At 38.4% G+C, this 24,375-nt stretch carries 24 protein-coding genes; 2 read left to right on the forward strand and 22 right to left on the reverse strand.

Annotated features, from left to right (window positions below; all coding sequences use genetic code 11):
* Nucleotides 1-65: 65 nt before the first annotated feature.
* The 19 genes from SJ312_RS12380 to glnA form a co-directional block, all read right to left on the reverse strand.
* Nucleotides 66-1,052: a fimbrial protein gene (locus SJ312_RS12380; RefSeq protein ID WP_319867839.1), complete on the reverse strand. Its 987-nt coding sequence runs from the start codon at nt 1,050-1,052 to the stop codon at nt 66-68.
* Nucleotides 1,053-1,061: 9 nt separating this feature from the next.
* On the reverse strand, nt 1,062-1,346 hold the full coding sequence (locus SJ312_RS12385; protein ID WP_319867841.1) for a helix-turn-helix transcriptional regulator: 285 nt from the start codon (nt 1,344-1,346) through the stop codon (nt 1,062-1,064).
* Between the two features lie 44 nt (nt 1,347-1,390).
* Entirely contained in the window at nt 1,391-1,888 is a 498-nt protein-coding gene (locus tag SJ312_RS12390; protein WP_036958601.1) for a fimbrial protein, read from the reverse strand.
* A 13-nt stretch (nt 1,889-1,901) separates the two neighbouring features.
* Nucleotides 1,902-2,417, reverse strand: a complete 516-nt coding sequence (locus tag SJ312_RS12395; protein WP_004262778.1) for a fimbrial protein — start codon at nt 2,415-2,417, stop codon at nt 1,902-1,904.
* A gap of 9 nt (nt 2,418-2,426) precedes the next feature.
* On the reverse strand, nt 2,427-3,410 hold the full coding sequence (locus SJ312_RS12400; RefSeq protein WP_110592683.1) for a fimbrial protein: 984 nt from the start codon (nt 3,408-3,410) through the stop codon (nt 2,427-2,429).
* 12 nt (nt 3,411-3,422) lie between these two features.
* Nucleotides 3,423-5,933 carry a fimbria/pilus outer membrane usher protein gene (locus SJ312_RS12405; RefSeq protein WP_319867842.1) on the reverse strand — a complete coding sequence of 837 codons (2,511 nt, stop codon included), beginning with the start codon at nt 5,931-5,933 and terminating at the stop codon, nt 3,423-3,425.
* 26 nt (nt 5,934-5,959) lie between these two features.
* Complete coding sequence (locus tag SJ312_RS12410) at nt 5,960-6,628, reverse strand: molecular chaperone (protein WP_110592681.1); 669 nt, start codon at nt 6,626-6,628, stop codon at nt 5,960-5,962.
* 59 nt (nt 6,629-6,687) lie between these two features.
* The gene (locus tag SJ312_RS12415) at nt 6,688-7,212 is read right to left on the reverse strand and encodes a fimbrial protein (protein WP_094960816.1); all 525 of its coding nucleotides are present in this window, start codon (nt 7,210-7,212) and stop codon (nt 6,688-6,690) included.
* A gap of 673 nt (nt 7,213-7,885) precedes the next feature.
* Nucleotides 7,886-8,206 carry a helix-turn-helix domain-containing protein gene (locus SJ312_RS12420; RefSeq protein WP_181488877.1) on the reverse strand — a complete coding sequence of 107 codons (321 nt, stop codon included), beginning with the start codon at nt 8,204-8,206 and terminating at the stop codon, nt 7,886-7,888.
* Between the two features lie 30 nt (nt 8,207-8,236).
* Nucleotides 8,237-8,515 carry a helix-turn-helix domain-containing protein gene (locus SJ312_RS12425; RefSeq protein WP_181488875.1) on the reverse strand — a complete coding sequence of 93 codons (279 nt, stop codon included), beginning with the start codon at nt 8,513-8,515 and terminating at the stop codon, nt 8,237-8,239.
* Nucleotides 8,516-8,738: 223 nt separating this feature from the next.
* The gene (locus SJ312_RS12430) at nt 8,739-9,236 is read right to left on the reverse strand and encodes a fimbrial protein (RefSeq protein ID WP_004262753.1); all 498 of its coding nucleotides are present in this window, start codon (nt 9,234-9,236) and stop codon (nt 8,739-8,741) included.
* Nucleotides 9,237-9,251: 15 nt separating this feature from the next.
* Nucleotides 9,252-9,767: a fimbrial protein gene (locus SJ312_RS12435; protein ID WP_181488873.1), complete on the reverse strand. Its 516-nt coding sequence runs from the start codon at nt 9,765-9,767 to the stop codon at nt 9,252-9,254.
* Nucleotides 9,768-9,775: 8 nt separating this feature from the next.
* A complete protein-coding gene (locus SJ312_RS12440; RefSeq protein ID WP_181488871.1) occupies nt 9,776-10,771 on the reverse strand; it encodes a fimbrial protein in 996 nt (331 codons plus the stop codon).
* A gap of 14 nt (nt 10,772-10,785) precedes the next feature.
* Nucleotides 10,786-13,308 (reverse strand): fimbria/pilus outer membrane usher protein, encoded by a 2,523-nt coding sequence (locus SJ312_RS12445; RefSeq protein ID WP_181488869.1) that lies wholly within the window; start codon nt 13,306-13,308, stop codon nt 10,786-10,788.
* 25 nt (nt 13,309-13,333) lie between these two features.
* Nucleotides 13,334-14,002: a molecular chaperone gene (locus SJ312_RS12450; protein WP_181488867.1), complete on the reverse strand. Its 669-nt coding sequence runs from the start codon at nt 14,000-14,002 to the stop codon at nt 13,334-13,336.
* A 57-nt stretch (nt 14,003-14,059) separates the two neighbouring features.
* Complete coding sequence (locus tag SJ312_RS12455) at nt 14,060-14,590, reverse strand: fimbrial protein (RefSeq protein ID WP_272514853.1); 531 nt, start codon at nt 14,588-14,590, stop codon at nt 14,060-14,062.
* A 553-nt stretch (nt 14,591-15,143) separates the two neighbouring features.
* Nucleotides 15,144-16,616 (reverse strand): nitrogen regulation protein NR(I), encoded by a 1,473-nt coding sequence (glnG, locus tag SJ312_RS12460; RefSeq protein WP_272514854.1) that lies wholly within the window; start codon nt 16,614-16,616, stop codon nt 15,144-15,146.
* Between the two features lie 9 nt (nt 16,617-16,625).
* Nucleotides 16,626-17,675 (reverse strand): nitrogen regulation protein NR(II), encoded by a 1,050-nt coding sequence (gene glnL / locus SJ312_RS12465; RefSeq protein WP_004262719.1) that lies wholly within the window; start codon nt 17,673-17,675, stop codon nt 16,626-16,628.
* 156 nt (nt 17,676-17,831) lie between these two features.
* Nucleotides 17,832-19,241 carry a glutamate--ammonia ligase gene (gene glnA / locus SJ312_RS12470; protein WP_004262716.1) on the reverse strand — a complete coding sequence of 470 codons (1,410 nt, stop codon included), beginning with the start codon at nt 19,239-19,241 and terminating at the stop codon, nt 17,832-17,834.
* A 442-nt stretch (nt 19,242-19,683) separates the two neighbouring features.
* Between glnA and SJ312_RS12475 the strand changes: the two genes are divergently transcribed.
* Complete coding sequence (locus tag SJ312_RS12475; RefSeq protein ID WP_319867897.1) at nt 19,684-19,926, forward strand: colicin Z C-terminal domain-related protein; 243 nt, start codon at nt 19,684-19,686, stop codon at nt 19,924-19,926.
* Between the two features lie 65 nt (nt 19,927-19,991).
* Here the strand turns inward: SJ312_RS12475 and SJ312_RS12480 are convergent, their stop codons facing one another.
* Together SJ312_RS12480 and SJ312_RS12485 are read right to left on the reverse strand one after the other, a co-directional pair.
* Complete coding sequence (locus SJ312_RS12480; RefSeq protein ID WP_036958599.1) at nt 19,992-20,390, reverse strand: hypothetical protein; 399 nt, start codon at nt 20,388-20,390, stop codon at nt 19,992-19,994.
* 146 nt (nt 20,391-20,536) lie between these two features.
* Nucleotides 20,537-21,346 (reverse strand): PadR family transcriptional regulator, encoded by an 810-nt coding sequence (locus tag SJ312_RS12485; protein ID WP_232062758.1) that lies wholly within the window; start codon nt 21,344-21,346, stop codon nt 20,537-20,539.
* 433 nt (nt 21,347-21,779) lie between these two features.
* On the opposite strand from SJ312_RS12485, the gene typA reads away from it, so the two are divergent.
* A complete protein-coding gene (gene typA / locus SJ312_RS12490; protein ID WP_004262702.1) occupies nt 21,780-23,603 on the forward strand; it encodes a ribosome-dependent GTPase TypA in 1,824 nt (607 codons plus the stop codon).
* Between the two features lie 81 nt (nt 23,604-23,684).
* On the opposite strand, the gene SJ312_RS12495 is transcribed toward typA, so the two are convergent.
* Nucleotides 23,685-24,287, reverse strand: coding sequence for a hypothetical protein (locus tag SJ312_RS12495; RefSeq protein WP_094960807.1), 603 nt, complete (start codon nt 24,285-24,287; stop codon nt 23,685-23,687).
* Between the last annotated feature and the right edge of the window lie 88 nt (nt 24,288-24,375).

Consider the following 24,375-nt stretch of genomic DNA (forward strand, 5'->3'; position numbering starts at 1 on the left):
TGTTAGCAATAAAAATCAAGTTATAAATAAATTAATATCTTTTTATGATTAATGTTGGATGCTATTTATTCATATCTTATGTTAACCGAAGCTGTTGAGTTTGCAGTTCCTGCAGTTATATTATTAGCAGTCTTAATATATCTAGCTTTCCAATTAAAAATATAATCGCCACCTGCAACATTGTTTTGCAAAGTGAACTTTGAGTTGAGCTTTATCGGGTTACTATTTCTATCCAATAATTGAATGGCGACTCCGGTTGCTTGCCCTTGCCCAGACAATTTAATCTTCCCTGTATTGATATCAACATACCCAGCACTACTTGTGACTGTCACTTTTAGATTGGTGCCTGCAGCGCAGCTTAATGTAATGGGTATATTGACACTATTGCTAGTAGAGCCAATAGCTTTAAACTGAGTATCATACCAAGTCCCTAAGTTAACATTGTAACTTGTCGCTTTTGTTGAGCACTTTAATACGTTTATTTTTATCGCATTCGCTGGAATGTTCAGCGATGTTAAATTCCACGTACTGTTATGTGGCGCAGGGTTACGCTGTGTTAGTCTTCCCACATGCCCTGCCTTTAAATTTCCCCCTTGTGTGACTTGTCCTGTTTTTTTTATGGTAATCGTCCAATATGGGTTAGCAATAGTCCAAGCGGCTGGGTTGGCTGCTGTTGGTGGTCCATAACGTGTATTTAAAAAACCGATATTGGTTGCTTTCACTTGAATGCTGATGCCCGGTATATTACTGGCTGCAATTTTATTGCCGTTTGGTACCCAACCATTGACATAGTCAGCGTGTAAGTAGGCATCACCACATTGACCATTACTTTTTGGGCCTGAAAATGTATTGACTTGTGAGCCTTTAAAATTGACCTGAATAGTGGCTAAATCGCGAGCCCCTGTATCATCATATTGCAGCGAATAGGTTCTTGCTGGTACATTCACCACAACATTCCGTAAATTAGGATTTTGAATACAGGCCGCTTGTGTATATGCAGAATAAGCAAAAACCGAGCCTATTATTACCAGTAAAATTTTCTTTTTAGTCATAAAATATCCTTAACATTTACTTTTTTTATTTAAATATTTTTCTTCTGCATGCTCAATCTCATTGATCTCTCTAGAATTGAAAATAAAAAAAGCCATAATATCAATTTCAAATATCTTAGAGTAATGATAAAGCTTATCAATATTAATTCGATTAATACCACGCTCATAGCGTGACTGTTGTTGTTCACTCACACCCACGATATTAGATAAATTTTCTAATGTCATGCCTTTCATTTTTCGGTAATAGGTGATTTTATTGCCAATTATTTTTGATATAAGATAGTAATTAGGCATACCGCTTTCCCCTATTAAAACTGATATAATTAAAACAAACTTACTTACTGATATGTAAATGTAAATTCTAAATGGCTTTTAAATGAACCTGCAACCATACCACTTCCATAACCCGAGACTCTTGCCGATAATGGGATTTCAACATTTCGCGTTTGAGTATTAACATTCGCGGTAATGGTATCGCCATTTTTTATTGTTGTTTTATTGCCGGTATTGGCTAAATTTAATGCCACATTTTTCGCCGTACCATTATTAATAAAATGTTCAGTTATTGTTGAGTCTGGCGTACCTGATATTTTCATTACAGCTTTGGTGGTGCCTACAGGGCAATTTTTTAGCTTCACGGAAAAATCAACCCACGGAGATTTTTGCGTATCTTTGATATTCCAAATATTAATTTTTTTCAAATCGATTAAATAATTATTTTTTTCAACCTCACAAGGAGCAGCAATAACGACGCCATGCACTTTAATATTTGCTGTTAGCCCAAATGCAGTTAAAGAACAGCTCATTAGTGATAGTAATAGGATAAAATGTCTCATATTATTTTCTCTTTTATAAATAGGTAATTGTTGCCGTAATATTGGCGGAAATAGTTCCCGGAGTGGCATTACCTAATGAGCTAAAGGCGCGTGTGCGTAATGGAATATTAATATTCGCTTGCCCATTTGTCGGAACTTGTAATACTTTTTGGTTACCTAAAGCGGTTGTTCCATTACCATTTTGTAGTTGAACGGCTAGGTTTTTAGCCGTACCTTGATTTTTGTATAAGCTTGCTGCATCCGCAGTATCTGCGGTTCCTGTAAACGTCAGTTTTACTTGGTTAATAAAAGATGAACAGTTATTTAGGCTAATATTAAATGTGTTCCAGTTAGAACCTGAACTCGCATTACGAAATACATCAGCAGAAATATTTTTCAGGTCAATATCAATATTATTCCCACCGGTAATATTGCAAGTTGCGGCTCTAATATTTCCGGTAAAGTTCAATGTCACTGTGCTAGCAGCAAATAAATTCCCACTGAATATTAAGCTACTAAGTAAAAGTAAATTTTTAGATATTTTTTTCATTTTTTATTCCTACTCATAGCGAATATTTACAGTAGCAGAGGCATTCGCTGTACCTGGCGTGATATTATCTGCCGTTTTGATATAGCGAGCTTTCCAATCAAACATATAATCACCAGCCGGCACATTATTTTGCAGGCTATTTGTGGTGTTCAATTTGATTGGATTATTATTTTTATCCAACAATTGTATTGCGACACCAGTGGCGCTATCAGGTCCCGTTAGAGCTAATTTTCCTGTAGCGGTATCTTCATATTTAGAACTTGTGACCGTCGCTTTAATATTGGTACCCGCTGCACATGTTAAGGTAATTGGAATATCTACAGGCGCACTGGTTGAGCCTATATTAGGGAATTGTGTATCATACCAATCTTGCATATCAATATTGTAGGTTGACTGGTTGTTCTTTAATGAACAGCTAAGTACATTGATACGAATCGCATTTGCAGGCATGTTTAAGGTTGTTAGATACCAAGTGCTAATGGGCGTCTGATTTTTTTGAGTTAATTGAGCTACTGGGCCAGAGCGCAGGGTATTTGACGAGGTTACCTGCCCTATTTTTTTTATTTTAATATACCAAACGGTATCTGATATTTCCCATGGTTGCTTGCCACTTGAGGAAGGGCCAAACCAACGATTGAAATCTCCACCTATTGATGCAGTTTGAACTGAAATACCGATACCAGGAATATTTGATGTTGCAACACCATTATTGGGAACCCAGTTATTAATAAAATCACCATATAAGTAAGATATACCACAGCTCCCATTTCCTTCAGAATAGGTAGTTGTCATCGAACCAGATAAATAACGGACACTTAGTGCCCCTAATTCTCTGGTAGTTATATCATCATACTGAATGTTATAAGTTGCTGTAGGAATATTCACTTGTATATTATTAAATCTTGGATTCTGGATACAGGCTGCATTTGTATAGCTTGAATATAAAAATAGACTTATAAATATAAAAGTAGACTTATAGAATAAATTTTTCATTTATATCACCGATTATTTACAAATTGCAGCTGTTTTATATAACCCCATATAATTCGATATACCTGCTAAGTTATAATTTACTTGGCATTGTTGTTTATCGTTATATTGAATAATAAAATTGCCATTTTCAGCTAAACCAGATAAATAAATTTCGCCATCATTGCCCACTATATTATTTAGCTGAGGATTATCTTTAAATATCGCCTGAGCACCAAAAGGTACGGGATTACCATCAGCAAAGGTTAATATCATGATGGCTCGGTAGCCGACATTCGCCGCAAAGCTAGCTTTCACCAAAGCGCCACGGCTTGGTGCAACACTTTGGCTGGTTAACTCCATTTCCGTATTTTCAGGTAGTTCAGAAGTGTCAATATCAATCACATTTTTACGATAAGCCGTGACATAAGGCACGAGTGCATAACCTTGGTTATTAGTGACAACCCCTGCTTGGTTTAATACTGGTACATCACCCGCATCTGGGATTTCAACAATAGCCGCGGTTTCGCCTAATTGTTGACCGAGTACAAGACCGCCAGAGTGAGCCACTAAGCTACCATTAACACCGTAATAGAGGTTATAGTTGTCTTTGCTATAGCCTGTTCCACCTGAAATTTCACCATATTGGCCTTTATAAGAAGCGTTCATATTACCGCTAGTACCTTGTTCTTGAGTGGTGAAACCCTGCTGCATGCTCCAATTTAAGCGGTTATTAAGTTGTGAAGCGGAAAGCCCAATACTGCCTGTGCTTGGGCCGTTGCTGCTACTATTACTGTTAAAGTTGTAATAGAAGGTGTTATCAAACACGGTAAATGGCACACTGACAGAGAAGGCAAGCTGATGATCATCTTCACTTTTCGTACGGCTACCGGAAGTATATGAGTAGCTATTAGTATTTTTATTATAGGTATAATTCAAACTATAACTGATGCCTTGCCAACTATTGTTATAACCCACGGTGGCAGACTGAGTTTTACGGTCACTATTCCAGTAGTCTTCATTGATATAGCCTACAGAGATTGAACCAAAGTTATCCCCTAAGTTTTGGCTGAGGGTGATCTCACCACGATTACGGCGGCGTTCAATTTCAGGGATATAGTTTGTATTTCTATAGCCGTCAAAGACTTCCGCTAAACTGTAAAAACCTTTAGTGGAATAACGATAACCAGCCAATGCGATATTAGTACCAATATCGTTGATATTTTTGTTATAGCGGAAACGGTATGATTGGCCTTTTTCCTTAACGTCATTACTTAGCGTTGAATTTGCATGGGTAACGTCAATGGATAACGCACCAAATCGCCCAAGGTTTTGGCCTGCGCCGATGGAGTAAGATTGGTAATGCTCACTCACTTGGCTACCACCATAAGCGGTAATACCATACGGTAGACCATAGATTAAGGTAAATTGGCCAAATTTTGTTTTATCAATGCTACTGTCATAAGCGCGGTATTCCCCGCCCGTTACGCTATAAGAAAAATATCCTTCACGTTGCAATACAGGTAATGAGGCAAAAGGAACGATTTGATATTGCTCGCTACCGTTGGATTCTTTGATGGTGACATGCAAATCACCGCTTCCCCCCGTTGGGTATAAGTCATTGATTTCAAAAGGGCCCGCAGCCACCTCGGTTTGGTAGATAATGTAACCATTTTGGCGGATCGTCACCTGTGCGTTGCTACGAGCAATCCCACGTACAACGGGCGCATAGCCGCGTAAACTCTCAGGGGACATATCATCATCTGTCGCAAGCTGAGCACCACGAAATGGCACGCTATCAAAAACCATCGAAGGTGAGACACTATCTCCCAAGGTCAACTGACTTTTGATGCTATTAATACCGCGTGATGCGTAGGTATAGATGGTATCCCATTTACCGGATTGGTCGGTACTACTTGACCATGTTGTGTAATTGCGTAGCCGCCATGCTCCAATATTTAAGCCAGGTCTTAAATTTACATAATGTGATGTGTTATCCGAACCACTACTTTTACGATCGTAATTTTTAGAGCCGTTATAGCTGTAATTTAATAGCAGTGCGTTGATGCCATTATCGATATTGGCTAAGTCAACGTAACCCCTTGGGTTTCTATCCAATGCGATTTGGGGGATGCTTAAATATAAACGTTGAGAATCAAACTCAAAATTACTTGTGGCATCAGGAATCGCTGCAAGGTTTACACAGTGACTTCCTGCGGTTTGTAATTCAGGGTATTCCGCTGTTTTGATACCAAACTCTTTAATATCAGCAAGTGATAAACATGGAACTAATTGGTTACGGCTATTTTTTTCAAATTTAAGATTTTTAGCACCAATTAAGTTGGTGTTGACATAAATATCAACATAGTAGTCACCGGCTAATTGCTCATTATTCTCGAACTGTGACAAATCAACCGAATCTTTATTCGGTAGCTCTAAAAAGTCAGGATCAAAGTAGACATTATTTTCTGTTTTTTCTTCAGCATATAGCGATGCGGTATAGCCTAAATATAATAGTAGGCCTAGAGATATTTTATTTATTTTCATGATAAAGCCCAACTTATTTTATAGTTTTATATTTTCTTTTCGAGTGCTTCTGGTGCTGCACCATAATCATTAATAACTTCCCATTTAATTATTCCATTAGTATTTGAGTTATTAACCTCGAAAGTCGCACTTGAGAAAGGTGCAGCATAAGAAACATCATTAGCCTTTGTTCCGTTAAAGCTGATGCTCTGGAAATTCATAAAATAAGGTGTTGGGTTTTTAACCGTAATTTTATTTCCAGATTTAGACCACACTAATTTTTTTTGCTCTTCAATAAAATTAACATCTTTTAATGCTTTAGGGCGATAAATTAATTTCATTTGTGTTTTAAAGGCAATTTGTAATGAGTTTTCTGTTCTTTCTGTTGCTGGAATAGTTTTTATATTTAACCAGAACAATGACTCTCTATCATTAGGTAATTTATTTTCTGTTAAAAATATTCTAAGCGCATTAGTTCTATCTGCATTTAGCCTAAATAATGGTGGTGTGATAGAAAAATCAGACTGTTTTTTTTCATCTATATTATCTATCCAAGATTGAATCAAATAAGGGATTTTATCTGGATTTTCTACGCTGATGCTGACATCTTTGTTTCCCTCATTATAAATAACACGGGTTCCACCAATTATAACACCAGCATTCGCAGTATTTATTAGCGTAAGTAAGGAAATGAAAATATAGATAATAGATTTCATAATACCACCATTGATTATTATTAGATAAGGCTTAAGTCCTTTTAAACCTTATTTATTACTTAGTTATAATTGATTGTGAAAGTTGCTGTCGCATTTGCAGGACCAGGAGTCACTGTGTCAGACTTAGCAATATAACGTGCTCTGAAATCTAAATTATTTTCCACATTTTGTTGTAATGGATATGCTTTAGAGGCAGTAAATAATGGAACAATTTTATTCGTATCATCAGTAATTTGAATTCCAACGCCAGTTGCAACGCCAGTTTCTTCTTTTAATTTAATAACTTCATCATCACCAATATAAGAATCAGCATCAAATTTTACTGAAGCCGTTGTTACTGTAGCAGGGCAATTAATTAATTTAATCGTAAATTTAGTTGCTGCCGCTGTACTTCCTGCGTTTGGTAATGCTTTTTTAGATACTTGTCCTAAGTTTACTTTTAGTGCATCAGAGCCAGCTGCTAATTCGCATGCTTGGTCGATGATTTCACCTGTAAAGTCGATAGTACCATCTGCTGCTAATGCATTATTAACAGCAAAGATTGAGGTTGCAGCAATTAATGATGCAAGTAAGTTCTTTTTCATTTGTTTTTCTCCAAAAGATAATTATTTATTTTTATTGAGTAGGTGTAATTACCAATTACTCAATTGGAGAGTATTTTGAAACTATTTATTAAAATAAACAAGTTTTGTAAAATTTGGTAAAATATAATTAAATTTTAAAGTATTTAATTTTTTTAATTAAGTTAACACATTATAAGAGAAGAATTGATACACTATATTGAGCTAAGTTAAATATAATTTTTTTTGATTTTTTCACTAAAGTTAAATAACGATATAAAACTAAGAATAATTATAAGGAGGGATATAAGTTTAATTTATCTCTCATATGGTGATAATTTGGGGTTATAAGGTTTTGACTTATTAGACCACATACAGTGGATGTTGTATTTTTACTATCGAAAAATGAAATAATAGTATAGTTATCGGATTTAGCAGGTCTAAATGTGCTATTTATTTGGTTTTTTATAGAGAAAATGGTGTTGCCATTCAGTAAATGAATAAAAATAGGGGGTAACCTTGGTTTTAAGGAAACATTAAATGACTATCAAAATGTTCTTATTAAATTCAATTAAGTAGCCTTAATTTTAATTCGCTATGTTAAGGCTACGTGAGAGATTTCTTACTTATAGATACCTTTAGCTATAGTTGTCATGACTATAAACTTCCTATAAATAAGCTTAACTTTGTATTAACACTATTTGTATAAATTGAAATTATGTTCTGGCGATAATAGGCTTTCCGCTTGCAATATTTTTTTTCTATTCTGTTTATTACTCATTGTGTTAACTGGTATTGGGGTAGCAAAGTCAACAATTAACTCTTGAATATCAAGGTCGAGTATTTCGGAAATAGAATATAACGTATCAACATGAATTCGGATTTCGCCTAATTCATGGCGAGATTGATGCTGCTGACTAATCCCAAGTAATGTACTGAGTTGCTGAATACTCATGTTTTGGTCTTTTCTTAGTGTGCGGATCCGCGCTCCGACAATTTTAGAGGTGTTTTTTTTCATACGGTAACCAATACTGATTAAGTAAAAATACTATAAAGAAAATGATTTTTTAAATTCATAACCATTTTTAATTTTTGTTTTTTCATCTTCACTAAATGAAAAAAAATAAATTATATTAATATCAAAATAATTAGAATATTGCTTTAGCCTATCTATCGATATTCGATTATTTCCTCGTTCATAACGTAGTTGCTGTTGCTCACTAATTCCAACAGTTTTAGCAAGGGCAGTAAGAGAGAGTCCTTTATTTTTACGCAATGATTTTATTTTATTACCAATAACCGCAGAGACAGGGTAATAATTGCTCATTATTTAACCTCATTGATTTTTTACTCTTAATTGGTATAGGGTTATATCTTTAACATCACGATATATTTATCAGGTATCCTTTATCCTATCTTGATTTAAATCATAAGTGATCAAACTATGTTTTTTATATTGAAAATATTAAATATTATCGTCATCTCAAAATTTGAACCATTCTAATTAAGATGGTTTATTTTAGATTATCAATATAAAGACACTAGATTTATTAATGATAAACAAATGTAAAATCAAGATGACTATTAAATGAACCACTTGTCATGCCTGATCCATAGCCCGCCATTCTCGCTGATAGTGGAATATCAACTTTGCGGGTTTGTTCATTAACCGGCACCGTAATTTTTTCACCATTTTTTATCGTGGTTTTATTTGCATGGTGGGCTAAGTTTAATGCGACGTTTTTAGCGCTCCCCGTATTGACAAAATAATCAGCGGAGGTCGAGTCAGGCGTGCCTTTAATCTCCATAATGGCTTCTTTGGTGCCCATAGGGCAATTTTTCAATTTAATTGAGAAATTAACCCATGGTGAAGTTTGTGTATCCCGAATATTCCAAACATTCACTTTTTTCAAATCAATTAAATAATTTGTGGTTTCTAATTCACAAGGCATGGCGGTGACATAGCCATGTACATTGATATTAATGTGTGGGTCTGCTGCCAATACGGGGCTGGAAGCAAGACAGAATAACAACACTATTTTCTTCATATTATATGCTCCGGTTTATAAGTAGGTGATGGTGGCGGTAATATTGGCTGAAATAGAACCGGGTACGACATTGCCTGCCATGCTAAAGGCCCGTGTGCGCAGTGGAATCGCGACATCAGATTGCCCATTTAAGGGCACTTGTAATATTTTTAGATTACCTAACGGTGTGGCACCATCGCCACTTTGTAGCTGTACAGCGATATTCTGTGCAGTACCTAGATTTTTATATAAGCTAGCCGTATCAGCTGTGTCTGCGGTGCCTGAAAATGTCAGTTTAATTTGATTGATAAATGACGAGCAGTTATTTAATTTAATATCAAAATTTTTCCAGTCGGATCCTGTTTGTGCTCCATTAAATATATCAATCGGTAAACGTTTTAAATCAATATCGATATTGTTGCCGCCAGAGATATTACAGGTAGCAGCTTTGATATTGCCTGTGAAATTTAATGTTACAGTATTTGTAGCATTAGCCAATAAGGGTAGAGAAAAAATATTTATAGTTAATAGTGTAATTATTATTTTTTTCATGAGTGCCTCTATTCGTAGCGAATATTAACTGTGGCCGTTGCATTTGCACTTCCGGGAGTAATTTTGTCTGCAGTTTTAATATAACGGGCTTTCCAATTAAACATATAGTCACCGGAAGGAATGTTATTCTGTAAGCTATTTTTAGTATTAAGTTTTATTGGTGCATTATTTTTATCGAGTAGTTGAATCGCAACCCCAGTAGCGGTATCGGTACCAGATAAAGCTAATTTTCCTGTATTAATATCAACGTAGCCTGCGGAACTTGTGACTGTTGTTTTAATGTTCGTTCCAGCCGCACAGGTTAATGTAATTGGAATATCGGCTGAGGTGCTGGTATCTCCAATATTATTAAACTGAGTATCATACCAGTCACCAAGGTGGATATCATAAGTACTCTTATTGTTTTTTATTGAACATGATACATTAGTAATTTTAAAATTTGATGGAATATAAAGGCTAGTTATTACATATGTTTCTCTTTTATGAGGATCTCTGTTTTGCATTCTAGCAAGAGGGCCAGCAGCCAGTGCCCCTGAATTTATTGAACCTGTTTTTATTATGTCAACATACCATACAATTTCATTAGGAAAAAGAGTAGTAGCTGAGAATTTAAATATACCAGGCGTTGTTGATACATGCGGGAGAGCCATTGTATTTTCTTTTCTAAGTCCATAAATTTTAATACCTATGCCAGGTACATTTGTTTGGGCAACTTTATTCGAATTTACTTTCCATCCATTTAGGTACATATATTCAATGAGTATATTACATACTGATCCTGCTAAAAATGTAGGGTAGCCTATAGGATAAATATGAACATTGTAGCTAGCTAGTACTGTATTTACAGGTATTGAGTTATCTGCTTGTATAATAATATTAGCTGGAGGAAGGTAACCCGTTTTGCCATTCTGGGGATTGGGCATACACTTGTTAGCATTTGCATTTGTGCAATATAAAAGTATCAAATTAATTATTATTATTAATTTATAAATAAAAGTCTTCATTATCTCTTTCCTTATTACCGGCATACCGCAGTAGTTTTATATAACCCCATATAATCCGAAACACCGGCTAAGTTATAATTAACCAGACACTGCTGTTTCTCGTTATATTGAATAATAAAGTTCCCACTCTCTGCTAAGCCGGATAAATAAACTTCGCCATCATTACCCACGAGATTATTGAGCTGCGGGTTATCTTTAAATATGGCCTGCGCACCGAATGGCACTGGCTTTCCATCAACAAAGGTTAAATTCATAATGGCACGATAACCGACATTGGCGCTAAAACTGGATTTCACTAGCGCCCCACGGCTTGGGGAGACTGACTGGCTGGTGAGTTCCATTTCCGTGTTGTCAGGTAACGCCGAAGTATCAATGTTGATGGTATTTTTACGGTAGGCTGTCACGTATGGCACTAACGCATAACCTTGGTTATTGGTCACTACACCCGCTTGGTTTAGTATTGGTACACCTCCTGCATCGGGCACTTCTACCAATGCGGCGGTTTCACCTAATTGTTGCCCTAACACTAACCCGTCCGCGTGGGCGACAAGGCTGCCATTAGTTCCGTAGTACAGGTTATAGTTATCTTTGCTATAGCTCGCACCACCAGAAATTTCACCATACCTGCCTTTATAGGTGGAGTTCGCATTACCAGAACTGCCTTGTCCCTGATCGGCTAAACTTTGTTGCATGCTCCAATTTAAACGGTTGTTCAGGTGAGATGCTGATACACCGATGCTACTCGAACTGGAGTCTCGGCTACTGTGGTTACTGGCAAAGTTAATGTAGGCGGTATCTTCAAACAAACTGAACGGGATATTGACCGAAAAGGTAAATAAATGGTCTTCATCACTGTATTTTTTTGCCCCAGCACTCTGCGAATAGCTGCTGGTATTCTTGTTATAGGTGTAATTCAGCCCATAACTGATCCCTTGCCAGCTATTGTTATAGCCAAGGGTTGCTGACTGTGTTTTGCGGTCACTATTCCAATAGTCTTCATTAACATAACCCATTGAAATAGAACCGTAAGTATCCCCTAGGTTTTGGCTGAGGGTGATTTCACCGCGATTACGGCGGCGTTCGATCTCAGGGCTGTAGGTGGTATCACGGAAGGTGTCAAACACCTCGGATAAACTGTAATACCCTTGGGTTGAATAGCGGTAACCTGCCAAAGCAATATTGGTGCCGATATCATTGAGGTTTTTGTTATATCTAAAGCGGTAAGACTGACCACGTTCTTTGCTGTCATCACGCATTTTGGCGTGAGATTGGGTAATATCAATAGACAGCGCCCCGAAGCGCCCCAAGTTTTGCCCAGCACCTATCGAATAAGATTGGTATTTTTCACTGAACTGACTTCCTCCGAACATAGTGATGCCATAGGGTAAACCGTATACCAAAGTGAACTGACCAAATTTGGTTTTATCTACATGGCTATCATATGAACGGTATTCACCTGCGGTGGTGCTATAAGATAAATAACCCTCACGTTGCAGCACGGGGAGTGAGGCAAAGGGTACAATTTGCACCTGTTCGCTGCCGTTCGACTCTTTTATCGTCACATGTAAGTCACCGCTGCTGCCGGTTGGATAGAGGTCAGTGATTTCAAAGGGGCCTGCTGCCACATCGGTTTGGTAGATGGTGTAACCGTTTTGGCGAATGGTAACCTGTGCGTTGCTGCGAGCTATCCCGCGCACGACTGGCGCATAGCCACGCAGACTTTCAGGGTACATATCATCATCGGTGGCGAGCTGAGCCCCACGAAACGGTACACTGTCAAATACGTCTGACGGAGATACGCTGTCTCCCAAGGTTAGTTGGCTTTTTATGCGGTTGATCCCACGGGAGGCGTAAGTATAAATCGTATCCCATTTATTGGGCTGCCCTGTGCTGTTGGACCACGTGGTATAGTTGCGCAGACGCCATGCCCCAATATTTAAGCCGGGGCGTAAATTGACGTAGTTTGAGGTGGTGTCTTCTCCACCTTTACGATCGGTATTTTTAGAACCGCTATAGCTGTAATTCAGTAATAGGGCGGTAATACCGTTATCGATATCTGCAAGGTCAACATAACCCCTCGGGTTTTTCGCCAGCGCGATTTGCGGAATACTGAGGTATAACCGTTGTGAATCAAATTCAAACTGGCTTGTTGCGTCAGGAATGATTGCTAAATTGACGCAGCCTGTTTGGCTATTTTGTAGCTCAGGATAATCTGCAATTTTAATATCAAAGCTTTTTAAATCATCCAAAGTTAAGCAAGGAACCAGTTTGTTCTCAGTATTTTTATCAAATTTTAAACTTTTTGCCCCGATTAAGTTGGTATTGACATAAATATCAACGTAATAATTACCAGCCAATTGTTGGTTATTTTCAAATTGGCTTAAATCGACAGCATTTTTATTAGGCAACTCTAAGAAATCAGGGTCAAAATAGATATTTCCCTCTGTTGTATTATTGCCGATGGCATTTTCAGCGTATAAAGGTACCGTATAGCCTAAATAAATAAGTAGGCTAAAGCATATTTTATTTATTCTCATTTTAACAACCTAAATCAATTTTGGGCTATATTTTCGCTTCAGCCAGTTCAGATGCGGAGCCGTAGTCATTAATGACTTCCCATTTCACCGTGCCATGATTCGCAGCATCGTTAATCTCAAAAGAAGTGCTAGAAAACGGTGCAGCATAAGAGACGTCATTCGCCTTTTTACCGTTAAAGGTTATGCTTTGGAAATTCATAAAATACGGTGTTGGGTTTTTTACTGTAATCATATTGCCTGTTTTTGACCAAGTTAATTTTTTTTGTTCTTCAACAAAATCAACATTTTTAATTGCAGAAGGACGATAAATTAATTTCATTTGCGTTTTAAAGGCAATCTGCAATGAATTTTCTGTTCGCTCCGTTGCTGGGATTGTTTTTATATTTAGCCAAAATAATGATTCTTTATCTTTCGGTAAGGTATTCTCTGTTAAAAATATTCTTAGCGCATTGGTTTTATCTGAGTTTAATCTAAATAATGGAGGTGTAATAGTAAATGCGGATTGCTTATTTTCATCAATGCTATCAATCCATGATTGAATTAAATAAGGGATTTTATCAGGGTTTTCGACACTAATACTGACATCCTTATTTCCCTCATGATAAATAACACGAGTGCCGCCAATAATAACGCCTGCATGGGCTAAATTAATCAATAAAAATGAAGAAATAAAAAAATAAACTAAGCGTTTCATATTAGTACCATTGAATAGAGGAATAAGGTTTAAATCCATTTAAACCCTAAAAGCCTATTAGTTATAATTGATAGTGAAGGTTGCGGTTGAGTTTGCTTGACCAACGCCAACGCTATTAGACATTGCAATATAACGAGCGGTAAAATCTAAATTATTTACTGTCTTTTCTTTTAATGCATACGCGCTAGATTCAGTAAATAGTGGAACGATTGTTCCTGTGGCGTCCTGAATTTGAATACCAACATTTTGTGCCGTTGTCGCTGCAGCAGGGTCGGTTAACTGGAGTACACTATTATCACCTGCATAACTGGTGGCATCAAATTTAACCGTTGCGCTAGTCACGGTTTGCGGGCAGTTTTCTAATTTGATGGTAAATTTAGTTGCTGCTGCGGTGCTACCTGTACTAGGTAATGCCGTTTTAGAGATTTTCCCTAAGTTTACGGTAAATGCATCAGAACCGGTTGCAAACTGACAAGCCTGATCGGTAATTTCACCTGTAAAATCTATCGTTCCATCAGCAGCTAATGCATTATTAATGGCAAAAATAGACGATGCCGCAATTAAATAGGCAAAGACATTCTTTTTCATTTATTACTCTCCAAGAGGATATTTATATGATGAGGTTGAGTTAGTGAATATATTCAGTTACTCAACTGGTAGGTATTTTGGCTTTTATTTTAAAAATAAACAATATGAGAGTAATTTAGGTTTAATGTCCTTATTTGATGCTGTTTTTATATCTTGTATTTGGTATTCACATTATAAGTTGGGAGTTTTTCATGGATATTTTAAGAAATGTTGTTTTTTTTATTACGGGGTTTTTATTGCAGATGAAAATAAAGATTAAATAGTTAAATTAGTTTTGGATTGGCGATTTTTATTATTATTTCACGCATAATGTGTTTTGATGGTCTTTAATGCTCTTACTGCATTTTAAATATTTAATTTTAAAACAAAAAACAGTCTAAAATGTATTATAGTAAAGGTATCATCTGAAAGCAATCATCATTAATGGTGATTTATTTAACGTTTTAATATCTTTTTTTGATGTGAATGGGTATGGCGTTATTGAATGTTAAGATAAGTATGAAGTAATAAATTACTTCGTACATTATCTTAATATGATGGTGAATATCTGAAGCTATTCAATTCCTAATTCTTTTAATTTGCGAGTTAACGTATTTCTTCCCCAACCTAATAAACGGGCAGCTTCTTGCTTATGGCCATTGGTATATTTTAACGCGCAATTTAGCATTGTACGCTCAAGTAAGGGGATGGTTTGAGAAAAAAGGTCTTCTTTACCGTCCATTAATGCGTTATCAGTCCACTCTTCAAGTAATTCAAACCACTGAGCTGCAGAAATAGGATTTTGTGATGACAATGATTGTGTTGGCATGGAATCAGCTTGCGATGATTTTATCACTGAATTTTGTTGTGGGTGCTCTTCAAGTAAATCATCGGGCAAATCTTGCGGTAAAATTTCTTGGCTTGCTGCCATCACGGTTAACCAACGGCAGACATTCTCCAATTGGCGAACGTTACCCGACCAATAATAGCGCTGAAGAATTTTTTCGCTGTCAGGGTGGAGAACTTTAGCCTCGACACCGAGTTCTTTTGCCGTATTTTGTAGAAAATAATCGGCGAGACGTGGGATATCTTCAGTGCGCTCACGTAGCGGTGGTAATTGTACTCGAATGACATTTAACCGGTGAAATAAGTCTTCGCGAAATAAGCCTTCTTTAACACGTTTTTCAAGGTCTTGGTGGGTGGCGGCAATAATCCGCACATCCACATTAACTGGGGTATAACCGCCAATACGATAGAATTGGCCTTCAGCCAGAACACGTAACAAGCGAGTTTGTACATCAAGGGGCATATCGCCGATTTCATCTAAAAACAGTGACCCATGGTTAGCTTGTTCAAATCGCCCTTGACGTACTTGGGTCGCCCCAGTAAATGCGCCTTTTTCGTGGCCAAATAGCTCAGATTCAATTAAGTCTTTGGGAATAGCCGCCATATTTAATGCAATAAAAGGGGCGTCGGCACGAGGGCTGTGTTGATGTAACGCGTGGGCAACCAGCTCTTTTCCTGTTCCAGATTCACCATTAATAAGCACACTAATTGATGAGCGTGATAAACGGCCAATAATGCGATAAACCTCTTGCATAGCCGGTGCCTCCCCGATCATGGTCGAAGAGACCGCAGGGGCTGGCTGCTTAGCTTCACGGCTAGTATGGTTTTGTTCACGGCTATGATTCAGAGCACGTTCGACTAATGCGACGGTTTCATCAATATCGAAAGGTTTTGGTAAGTAATCAAAGGCACCTGACTGGTAGGCATTTACGGCAGCATCAAGGTCAGAGTGTGCTGTCATAATAATAATCGGCAGAAGCGGGTGTGATTGCTTGATGGTATTCAGAAGCTCAATACCATTTGTGCCTGGCATACGGATATCAGATAACAACACATCAGGGAGTGAATTTTCTAATGCGGCGAGTACAGCATCCGCACTGTCAAAGCAGGTGCAAGCGAATTTTGCATTATCTAATGCACGCTCAAGTACCCAACGGATGGAACTATCATCATCAACCACCCAAATTTTTCCCTGCGTCATGGTTATCTCCTATTTCTTAATTGGTAGATAAATGGAAAACTCAGTGTGACCTGGCCAACTGGTAAATTCGATTTTTCCTGCGTGTTGGTCAACTAAACTGCGAGCAATCGATAGGCCAAGGCCTGTGCCATCAGGCCGTCCGCTCACCATGGGATAAAACAATGTATCCTGAATTGCCAATGGAATACCGGGACCGTTATCTTCAATATCAATACGTGCAGCTAATCGATAACGTTCACCTTGTAGTGTGACTTGAAAAGCCGTTCGTGTACGCAAAGTGATATAGCCTCCCGTTTCGGCGAGGGCTTGTAAGGCGTTTCGGGTGATATTTAGCAGCACTTGCTCGATTTGGTCTGGGTAATACTCTAATTCGGGCAGGCTTGGGTCATAGTCACGAATCAGTGTCACATTATCAGGTTTTTCTAATGACACCAACCGCGTTACATTTTCCATAATATGATGAATACTTTGCTGTGTTTTCGGTCCCGGATATTGTGGGCCAAGAAGCCGATCAACCAGTGCCCGTAAGCGGTCGGCCTGTTCGATAATCACTTGAGTATATTCATTTAATTGTGGATCAGGCAGCGCTTTAGATAGCAATTGCGCAGCGCCTCGCAAACCTCCGAGAGGGTTTTTGATTTCGTGAGCAAGCCCACGGATCAGTTCGCGGGCAGCCAATTGCTGGGCATTCTGTGCGAGTTCTTGGCTCAAACGCCGTTGGCTATCTAATTGTGAAAGCTCAACTAAAATGAATTGCTCTGAAAAAGGCTGTGCACTGAACGACATCACATGGGAATGGTTATTAAACACTAAGGTGACTTCGTTCTCGGTAAAACTATGGCCATCTTTTAAGCTATTGAGCATGAGTTCATCATTGAGCGAACAATAACTGAATAATAGTGGCAGTGGCGTACCGTATAGCTTGCGCTGGCTTTGGGTTAAGATCTGGAGTGCAGCATGGTTGGCGTAATGGATAACCAAGTCGTAATCCAAAATTAGCACGCTATTAATGAGTGAGTCGAGAATATGTTCCGGTGCTGGCAAATGTTCGGTTTTCATGTAATGTTGCTCCTGCACTATTTTGGTGCATTATACCTGATAGACCAAACAACCGATATTTGATTTTTGTTGCGTAAATACGTTAGAGATAAAAGGCCCCATCAAAAGATGGGGCAAGTGCTTCACGGCAACAAAGACTAACAGTGGAACGGCGTGTTACACACTGTAGTACATTTCAAATTCGAGAGGGTGTGGCGCCATACGAACACGTTGGATGTCGGCACGGGTTAATTCGATATATGCATCGATAGCATCATTAGTGAATACGCCACCACGGGTTAAGAATTCACGGTCTTTATCTAATTCCGCTAATGCTTCGTCTAAAGAGCCAGAAACTGTTGGAATTTCTTTGGCTTCTTCTGGTGGTAAATCATATAAATTTTTGTCCATCGCATCACCAGGGTGGATCTTGTTAATGATGCCATCAAGGCCTGCCATTAACTGAGCCGCAAACGCTAAATATGGGTTAGCTGCTGGGTCTGGGAAGCGAACTTCAATACGGCGTGCTTTAGTGCTCGCAACGACTGGAATACGAATCGAAGCAGAGCGGTTACGTGCAGAATATGCCAACATTACAGGTGCTTCAAAGCCCGGAACTAAGCGTTTGTATGAGTTAGTGGTTGGGTTAGTAAATGCGTTCAGTGCACGTGCATGTTTAATAATACCGCCGATGTAGTACAGCGCCATTTCGGATAAACCGCCATATTTGTCACCTGCAAACAGGTTAACGCCGCCTTTAGATAAAGACATATGGCAGTGCATACCAGAGCCGTTATCGCCCACTAAAGGTTTAGGCATAAAGGTGGCTGTTTTGCCGTATGCATGGGCAACATTGTGCACAACATATTTATAAATCTGAGTTTCATCCGCTTTTTTGGTCATCGTATTAAAGCGGGTGGCGACTTCGTTTTGGCCTGCAGTTGCCACTTCATGGTGGTGAGCTTCAACAACTAAGCCCATCTCTTCCATTGTGGTACACATGGCTGAACGTAGGTCTTGTGATGAATCAACCGGTGGAACTGGGAAATAACCGCCTTTTACTGCAGGGCGGTGACCTTTATTACCACCTTCGTATTTGGTTCCTGTATTCCATGCCGCTTCGATATCATCGATATGGTAGTAACTACCATGCATGTTGTTGCCAAAACGAATGTCATCAAAAACGAAAAATTCAGGTTCTGGCCCAAAGAGAACGATATCGGCAATTCCACTTGAGCGCAGGAAATCTTCTGCACGTTTTGAAATTGAACGTGGGTCTCTGTCATAACCTTGCATGGTGCCCGGCTCTAAAATATCGCAGCGTATGATTAACGTGATATCTGCAAAGAACGGGTCTAACATTGCAGTTGATGGGTCTGGCATTAATACCATGTCTGACTCATTGATGCCTTTCCAGCCACCAATAGATGAACCATCAAACATCTGGCCTTCTTCAAAGAAGTCTTCGTCAACTTGATGAGCAGGGATAGTGATGTGTTGCTCTTTACCTTTAGTGTCGGTAAAACGCAGATCAATAAATCTAACATTGTGCTCTTTAATTAACGATAAAACATGTTCAGCGGACATCTCGGCTCTCCTGGTCGGGTCTAATCAACAAATCACAAGCTATCATTTGACAGTATGTCTGTTGTTTGTCTGGCGTGTTAGTCATATATAAATAGGTAGCACGCACTCTATAAATAGATAAGCGAAAAGCGTGCCAACTTTTTAATTATAGTAAATACTGATTGTTACGAAGGAATGTCAATCGATTGAGTTAAAAATAGGCATGAGTTGCACTGTTTTGGTGCTTCTTGTTGGGTGCTTGCACTATTTTGGTGCTAATTTAAACGCGGATCATTTATGTCATCCATTCATAATAAATGTAATATTTTATGTTCTTTGCTTATGTCAGTATTAATAAAGATATATTTGAGCAACATTTAGAGTTGAATCTAAATATATTTTTTGCACTTTACATAATACTCATGTGAAAAAGTGACGACATAGTTAATGGGGGAATAAATATATAGCAAGATCTCAAAGTTGGGCACCACCACTAGTATGGGGACCGTGGGTTAATCTCCATACGCACGTAGGGAATAGCGCTTATACTGTTTCATTTAATGCAGTATCAAGTCTGCAATCAACATTTGATGCTGAAATACAATATGTAACCAATTCAGGTGATAGAACCATTCACACTATGGGGCCTGGCTCATATAGAATTAATGGAAATAATGGGGCAGGACAAGACCGAATTAGGTTTTAAGAGCAATTCAGTCGGGCTGACGATAGAGGTCAGGTACTAAATATAAAAGTTGCTTCATGCTAACTTTAATTATTCATCAAAGATTTAAATAAATCTAAATTAGATTGATTATTTAGATTTTGATAAAAACCATCATCTAATGAATGGATGTTTCCTAAATGAATGTCTTTTTGAATAAGAACGTTGTTAAAATAAACATTCATTTTTTCATTTTTATTTTTTGTTAGAAACTCATATAATTTAGGTCGGCAATTATTTGTATTGCTAAGCGTTATAAAAACAGTATGTTCATTATTTTTTGATTCATCCTGATATGATTCGATACACTCTTTATCTAATTGAAAAGATGAATTATTTGTAGAGTAAGATAAAATGTTATCGCTTTTAATTTTGCAACTAATGAGCGATAGTCCCGTTATAATTGCGATAGATGAAACAAAAAAAATTTTTTTTGAATTGTTCATAAATGTTATTATTATTCCAAAGGCTAAATTTTTTATAATATATACCATAAACAGAAAATTTCATGTTATTTATTCTGATGTGCGAGAGGAGTAGAACTCGTATATATAAAGAAAGCCCATATAACAAAGAATATGGGCCTCTTGCATTATTCATCATCGCTATTGGTTAATAACGTATTCACTTCTTCAATCTGTTTTACTGCATCATTGATGATTGAGGCAATTTGGCGAGTTTGCTCTTCATTTAGTTGTTTTAAAACCATTTTGTGACGTAATAAAGCTTTAAAGCGACTGACTGCCACCTCAATGTCTTCTGCTAAATTACTGCCTTGTTGCATATCACGTGCTTTTGCCAGCTTGCGAGCAATAACCGCTTCAATTTCTTTATTTTGAGCTAGATGGGCAGAGCCTTCAGGTGTAATCGTAAAACTTTTGCGATTGCGTTCAACAATCTGAGACTCCAAGAAGCCTTGTTCTTCAAGCAGTGTTAGCGTTGGGTAAATAACCCCCGGGCTAGGAACATATAAGCCATTTGAGGCTTCTTGAATATCTTTGATAATTTCGTAGCCATAGCTTGGTTTTTTAGCGACTAACGAGAGTACCATAATATGAAGATCGCCATGGTCGAATAAACGACGAAGGCCTTTACCTCTTCCACGGCCTCTTTGGTTGTCATCACCATGGCCTCGACCATGACGGCCTTCGCCGTGGCAGCGTTCACCGTGCCCATGACCATGACGGCCTTCGCCGTGGCAGCGTTCACCGTGCCCATGACCATGACGGCCTTCACCGTGGCAGCGTTCACCGTACCCATGACCATGACGGCCTTCGCCGTGGCAGTGCTCGTCGTGTCCATGACTATGACGGTCTTCATTGTGACAACATCCACCGCGGTGGCCATGTTGATTTTCATCATGGCGTGCATAATATACATGACGACAAGATTTAATTAGCATATAGTTACTCCTTAGTTTGTAACTTTAGATATATCGAATTTATTTTATGGTTTTACTATATTTAGATATATCTAATTAGTCAATTTAGATATATCTAAATAATGCAAAAAGATATTTAAACTGGCAGTTAAGAAAGAAAGTCTATTTTTTGTTCTTTTTTTGGGCTGCGAATATTAAGTTTTTAGCGTATTATTCTGTCACTTCGTGGTTTCGCAGAGATGATGCTCATTATTTTGTGAGGGAATCTGGCACTGTTACGCAACTGAATGTTTTTTCGCTAAAAACTTTTTATACAGTGATGGGTTTCACATTTATTCCACTTGTGCGGAAAAACGTGTAAAATAACAGCAAATTAACGTAGAAAGTATGCTTTGGGTGTGAATAACGGCTCAGTAAGCATATTCCTTTCCTGTCAATTAAACGGTAAAAATCCTTGTCAATTCAAAATTTAAGAAACATCGCCATCATCGCTCACGTTGACCATGGCAAGACCACACTGGTTGGTAAATTATTGCAGCAATCAGGCACGTTCGGTGAACGTGAAACTGTTGATGAGCGTGTTATGGACTCCAATGACTTGGAGAAAGAGCGTGGTATTACTATCCTTGCTAAAAATACCGCTATCCAATGGAATGGTTATCATATCAATATCGTAGACACCCCAGGTCACGCCGATTTCGGTGGTGAGGTTGAGCGCGTTATGTCTATGGTTGACTGCGTACTGCTGGTTGTTGATGCGATGGATGGCCCAATGCCACAAACTCGTTTCGTAACGCAAAAAGCGTTCGACCACGGTTTACGTCCTATTGTTGTTATCAATAAAGTTGACCGCCCAGGCGCACGCCCTGATTGGGTTGTTGACCAAGTATTCGACTTATTCGTGAACTTAGGTGCAACGGATGAGCAACTCGATTTCCCTATTGTTTATGCATCTGCATTAAACGGTATCGCAGGCCTTGACCACGAAAACATGGCTGAAGACATGACTCCACTGTATGAAGCGATTGTGGAACATGTTGCACCACCAGCAGTGGATATCGACGGTCCATTCCAAATGCAAGTTTCGCAATTGGATTACAACAGCTATTTAGGTGTTATCGGTATCGGCCGTATCAAACGTGGTGTTGTTAAGCCTAACCAACAAGTAACAGTTATCGATAGCGAAGGTAAAACTCGTAACGGTAAAATTGGTAAAGTTCTGACTCACTTAGGTTTAGAGCGTATTGATTCACAACAAGCTGAAGCGGGTGATATCGTCGCTCTGACAGGTTTAGGTGAACTGAACATTTCTGACACCATTTGCCAAGTCGGTAGCGTTGAAGCATTGCCTGCGTTAGCGGTTGATGAGCCAACAGTTAGCATGTTCTATTGTGTTAATACCTCACCATTCTGCGGTAAAGAAGGTAAATTCGTGACTTCACGTCAGATCCTTGACCGCTTGAATAAAGAATTGGTTCACAACGTTGCACTGCGTGTTGAAGAAACTCAAGATCCAGACGCATTCCGCGTTTCTGGTCGTGGTGAGCTTCACTTATCTGTTCTGATTGAAAACATGCGTCGTGAAGGTTTCGAATTAGCAGTATCGCGTCCAAAAGTTATCATTCGTGAAATCGATGGCCGTAAACAAGAGCCATTCGAACAAGTGACTTTAGACGTTGAAGAACAGCACCAAGGCGACATCATGAAAGCTTTAGGTGAACGTAAAGGTGACCTGCGCGACATGATGCCAGACGGTAAAGGCCGCGTACGTCTTGACTACGTGATCCCAAGCCGTGGTCTGATTGGCTTCCGTACTGAATTCATGACAATGACATCAGGTACGGGCTTACTGTATTCAACATTCAGTCATTACGATGATGTTCGCCCAGGCGAAATCGGGGGCCGCCAAAACGGTGTTCTGATCTCCAATGGTCAAGGTAAAGCAGTTGCTTATGCGCTATACAGCCTGCAAGACCGCGGTAAGCTGTTCTTAGGTCACGGTGCTGAAGTGTATGAAGGTCAAATCATCGGTATTCACTCACGTTCTAACGACTTAACCGTTAACTGCTTAACGGGTAAAAAACTGACTAACATGCGTGCGTCAGGTACTGATGAAGCAACAACACTGTCACCACCAATTAAAATGACTCTGGAACAAGCACTTGAGTTCATTGATGATGACGAGTTAGTTGAAGTGACTCCGCAGTCTATCCGTCTGCGTAAACGCCACTTGACTGAGAACGATCGCCGTCGTGCAAACCGTTCTAAAGAAGACTAATTATCGTTACGTGATGTTGTTCATTACGTCATTGTAGTTATGCAGTAAGGCGCCGAAAGGCGCCTTACTTATTTATAAGGTTTATAATGACTTGTCTTTTTTCATAAAATACAGCGACGAAATAAACAGTCCGATAATTAAAGGGATTTCGTATAATTCTTCGATAAGGCTTTGTAGTTCAGAATGATATAGAAAAACTGAACTAAGAAATCTATGGTGTTCAACACTATCTGAAATCACAAAAGCGCACAGGGTCAGCAGTAGGCTCCAAAGTGGAATAGTTGTGTTTTTTAGGTGAAAAATAATACTTTTTCTTAATGAAGAAGCAAATAGCATCAAAACTAAACTGCCAATCAAGATGATAGAAATTAGCCTGAAGTAAGAGTGATCCAGATTAGGAAAAAATTCACGCCCCCAATTTATTCCTCTGCCAAATAATGTTACCCACCAGATAGTTGCCCACACCCAAAATAATTTCATTCCCTGATTTTTTTGCTGTAATGGTTTCATATAAAACCAAGTGAAAATGGCACTGATAATTAGAATAATAGATTGAAAATGTTCAATAATTTTTGTTGTAAGGTCGATATTAAAATCCAGAGGGATAGTATTAAATAATGGAATTAAAAATAAGCTTCCCCACAGAATAGCAATCGGCCAAGAGATTGTTTTATCTATTTTCATAGTATGACTTTTATATTTTAAGATTTATTTATTACTGATATCGGATAGATATCAGCTCACATTGCTTGTGGCATGGCTTGCTACGTAA

It is taken from the genome of Providencia sp. CIM-Carb-044 (assembly GCF_033901115.1).
GTDB classification, from domain to species: domain Bacteria; phylum Pseudomonadota; class Gammaproteobacteria; order Enterobacterales; family Enterobacteriaceae; genus Providencia; species Providencia hangzhouensis.

Excerpts from the sequence above, each read along its gene's own strand:
- SJ312_RS12380 (WP_319867839.1), bottom strand. The coding sequence starts at position 1,052 with ATGACTAAAAAGAAAATTTTACTGGTAATAATAGGCTCGGTTTTTGCT.
- SJ312_RS12385 (WP_319867841.1), bottom strand. The coding sequence starts at position 1,346 with ATGCCTAATTACTATCTTATATCAAAAATAATTGGCAATAAAATCACC.
- SJ312_RS12390 (WP_036958601.1), bottom strand. The coding sequence starts at position 1,888 with ATGAGACATTTTATCCTATTACTATCACTAATGAGCTGTTCTTTAACT.
- SJ312_RS12395 (WP_004262778.1), bottom strand. The coding sequence starts at position 2,417 with ATGAAAAAAATATCTAAAAATTTACTTTTACTTAGTAGCTTAATATTC.
- SJ312_RS12400 (WP_110592683.1), bottom strand. The coding sequence starts at position 3,410 with ATGAAAAATTTATTCTATAAGTCTACTTTTATATTTATAAGTCTATTT.
- SJ312_RS12405 (WP_319867842.1), bottom strand. The coding sequence starts at position 5,933 with ATGAAAATAAATAAAATATCTCTAGGCCTACTATTATATTTAGGCTAT.
- SJ312_RS12410 (WP_110592681.1), bottom strand. The coding sequence starts at position 6,628 with ATGAAATCTATTATCTATATTTTCATTTCCTTACTTACGCTAATAAAT.
- SJ312_RS12415 (WP_094960816.1), bottom strand. The coding sequence starts at position 7,212 with ATGAAAAAGAACTTACTTGCATCATTAATTGCTGCAACCTCAATCTTT.
- SJ312_RS12420 (WP_181488877.1), bottom strand. The coding sequence starts at position 8,206 with ATGAAAAAAAACACCTCTAAAATTGTCGGAGCGCGGATCCGCACACTA.
- SJ312_RS12425 (WP_181488875.1), bottom strand. The coding sequence starts at position 8,515 with ATGAGCAATTATTACCCTGTCTCTGCGGTTATTGGTAATAAAATAAAA.
- SJ312_RS12430 (WP_004262753.1), bottom strand. The coding sequence starts at position 9,236 with ATGAAGAAAATAGTGTTGTTATTCTGTCTTGCTTCCAGCCCCGTATTG.
- SJ312_RS12435 (WP_181488873.1), bottom strand. The coding sequence starts at position 9,767 with ATGAAAAAAATAATAATTACACTATTAACTATAAATATTTTTTCTCTA.
- SJ312_RS12440 (WP_181488871.1), bottom strand. The coding sequence starts at position 10,771 with ATGAAGACTTTTATTTATAAATTAATAATAATAATTAATTTGATACTT.
- SJ312_RS12445 (WP_181488869.1), bottom strand. The coding sequence starts at position 13,308 with ATGAGAATAAATAAAATATGCTTTAGCCTACTTATTTATTTAGGCTAT.
- SJ312_RS12450 (WP_181488867.1), bottom strand. The coding sequence starts at position 14,002 with ATGAAACGCTTAGTTTATTTTTTTATTTCTTCATTTTTATTGATTAAT.
- SJ312_RS12455 (WP_272514853.1), bottom strand. The coding sequence starts at position 14,590 with ATGAAAAAGAATGTCTTTGCCTATTTAATTGCGGCATCGTCTATTTTT.
- glnG (WP_272514854.1), bottom strand. The coding sequence starts at position 16,616 with ATGACGCAGGGAAAAATTTGGGTGGTTGATGATGATAGTTCCATCCGT.
- glnL (WP_004262719.1), bottom strand. The coding sequence starts at position 17,675 with ATGAAAACCGAACATTTGCCAGCACCGGAACATATTCTCGACTCACTC.
- glnA (WP_004262716.1), bottom strand. The coding sequence starts at position 19,241 with ATGTCCGCTGAACATGTTTTATCGTTAATTAAAGAGCACAATGTTAGA.
- SJ312_RS12480 (WP_036958599.1), bottom strand. The coding sequence starts at position 20,390 with ATGAACAATTCAAAAAAAATTTTTTTTGTTTCATCTATCGCAATTATA.
- SJ312_RS12485 (WP_232062758.1), bottom strand. The coding sequence starts at position 21,346 with ATGCTAATTAAATCTTGTCGTCATGTATATTATGCACGCCATGATGAA.
- SJ312_RS12495 (WP_094960807.1), bottom strand. The coding sequence starts at position 24,287 with ATGAAAATAGATAAAACAATCTCTTGGCCGATTGCTATTCTGTGGGGA.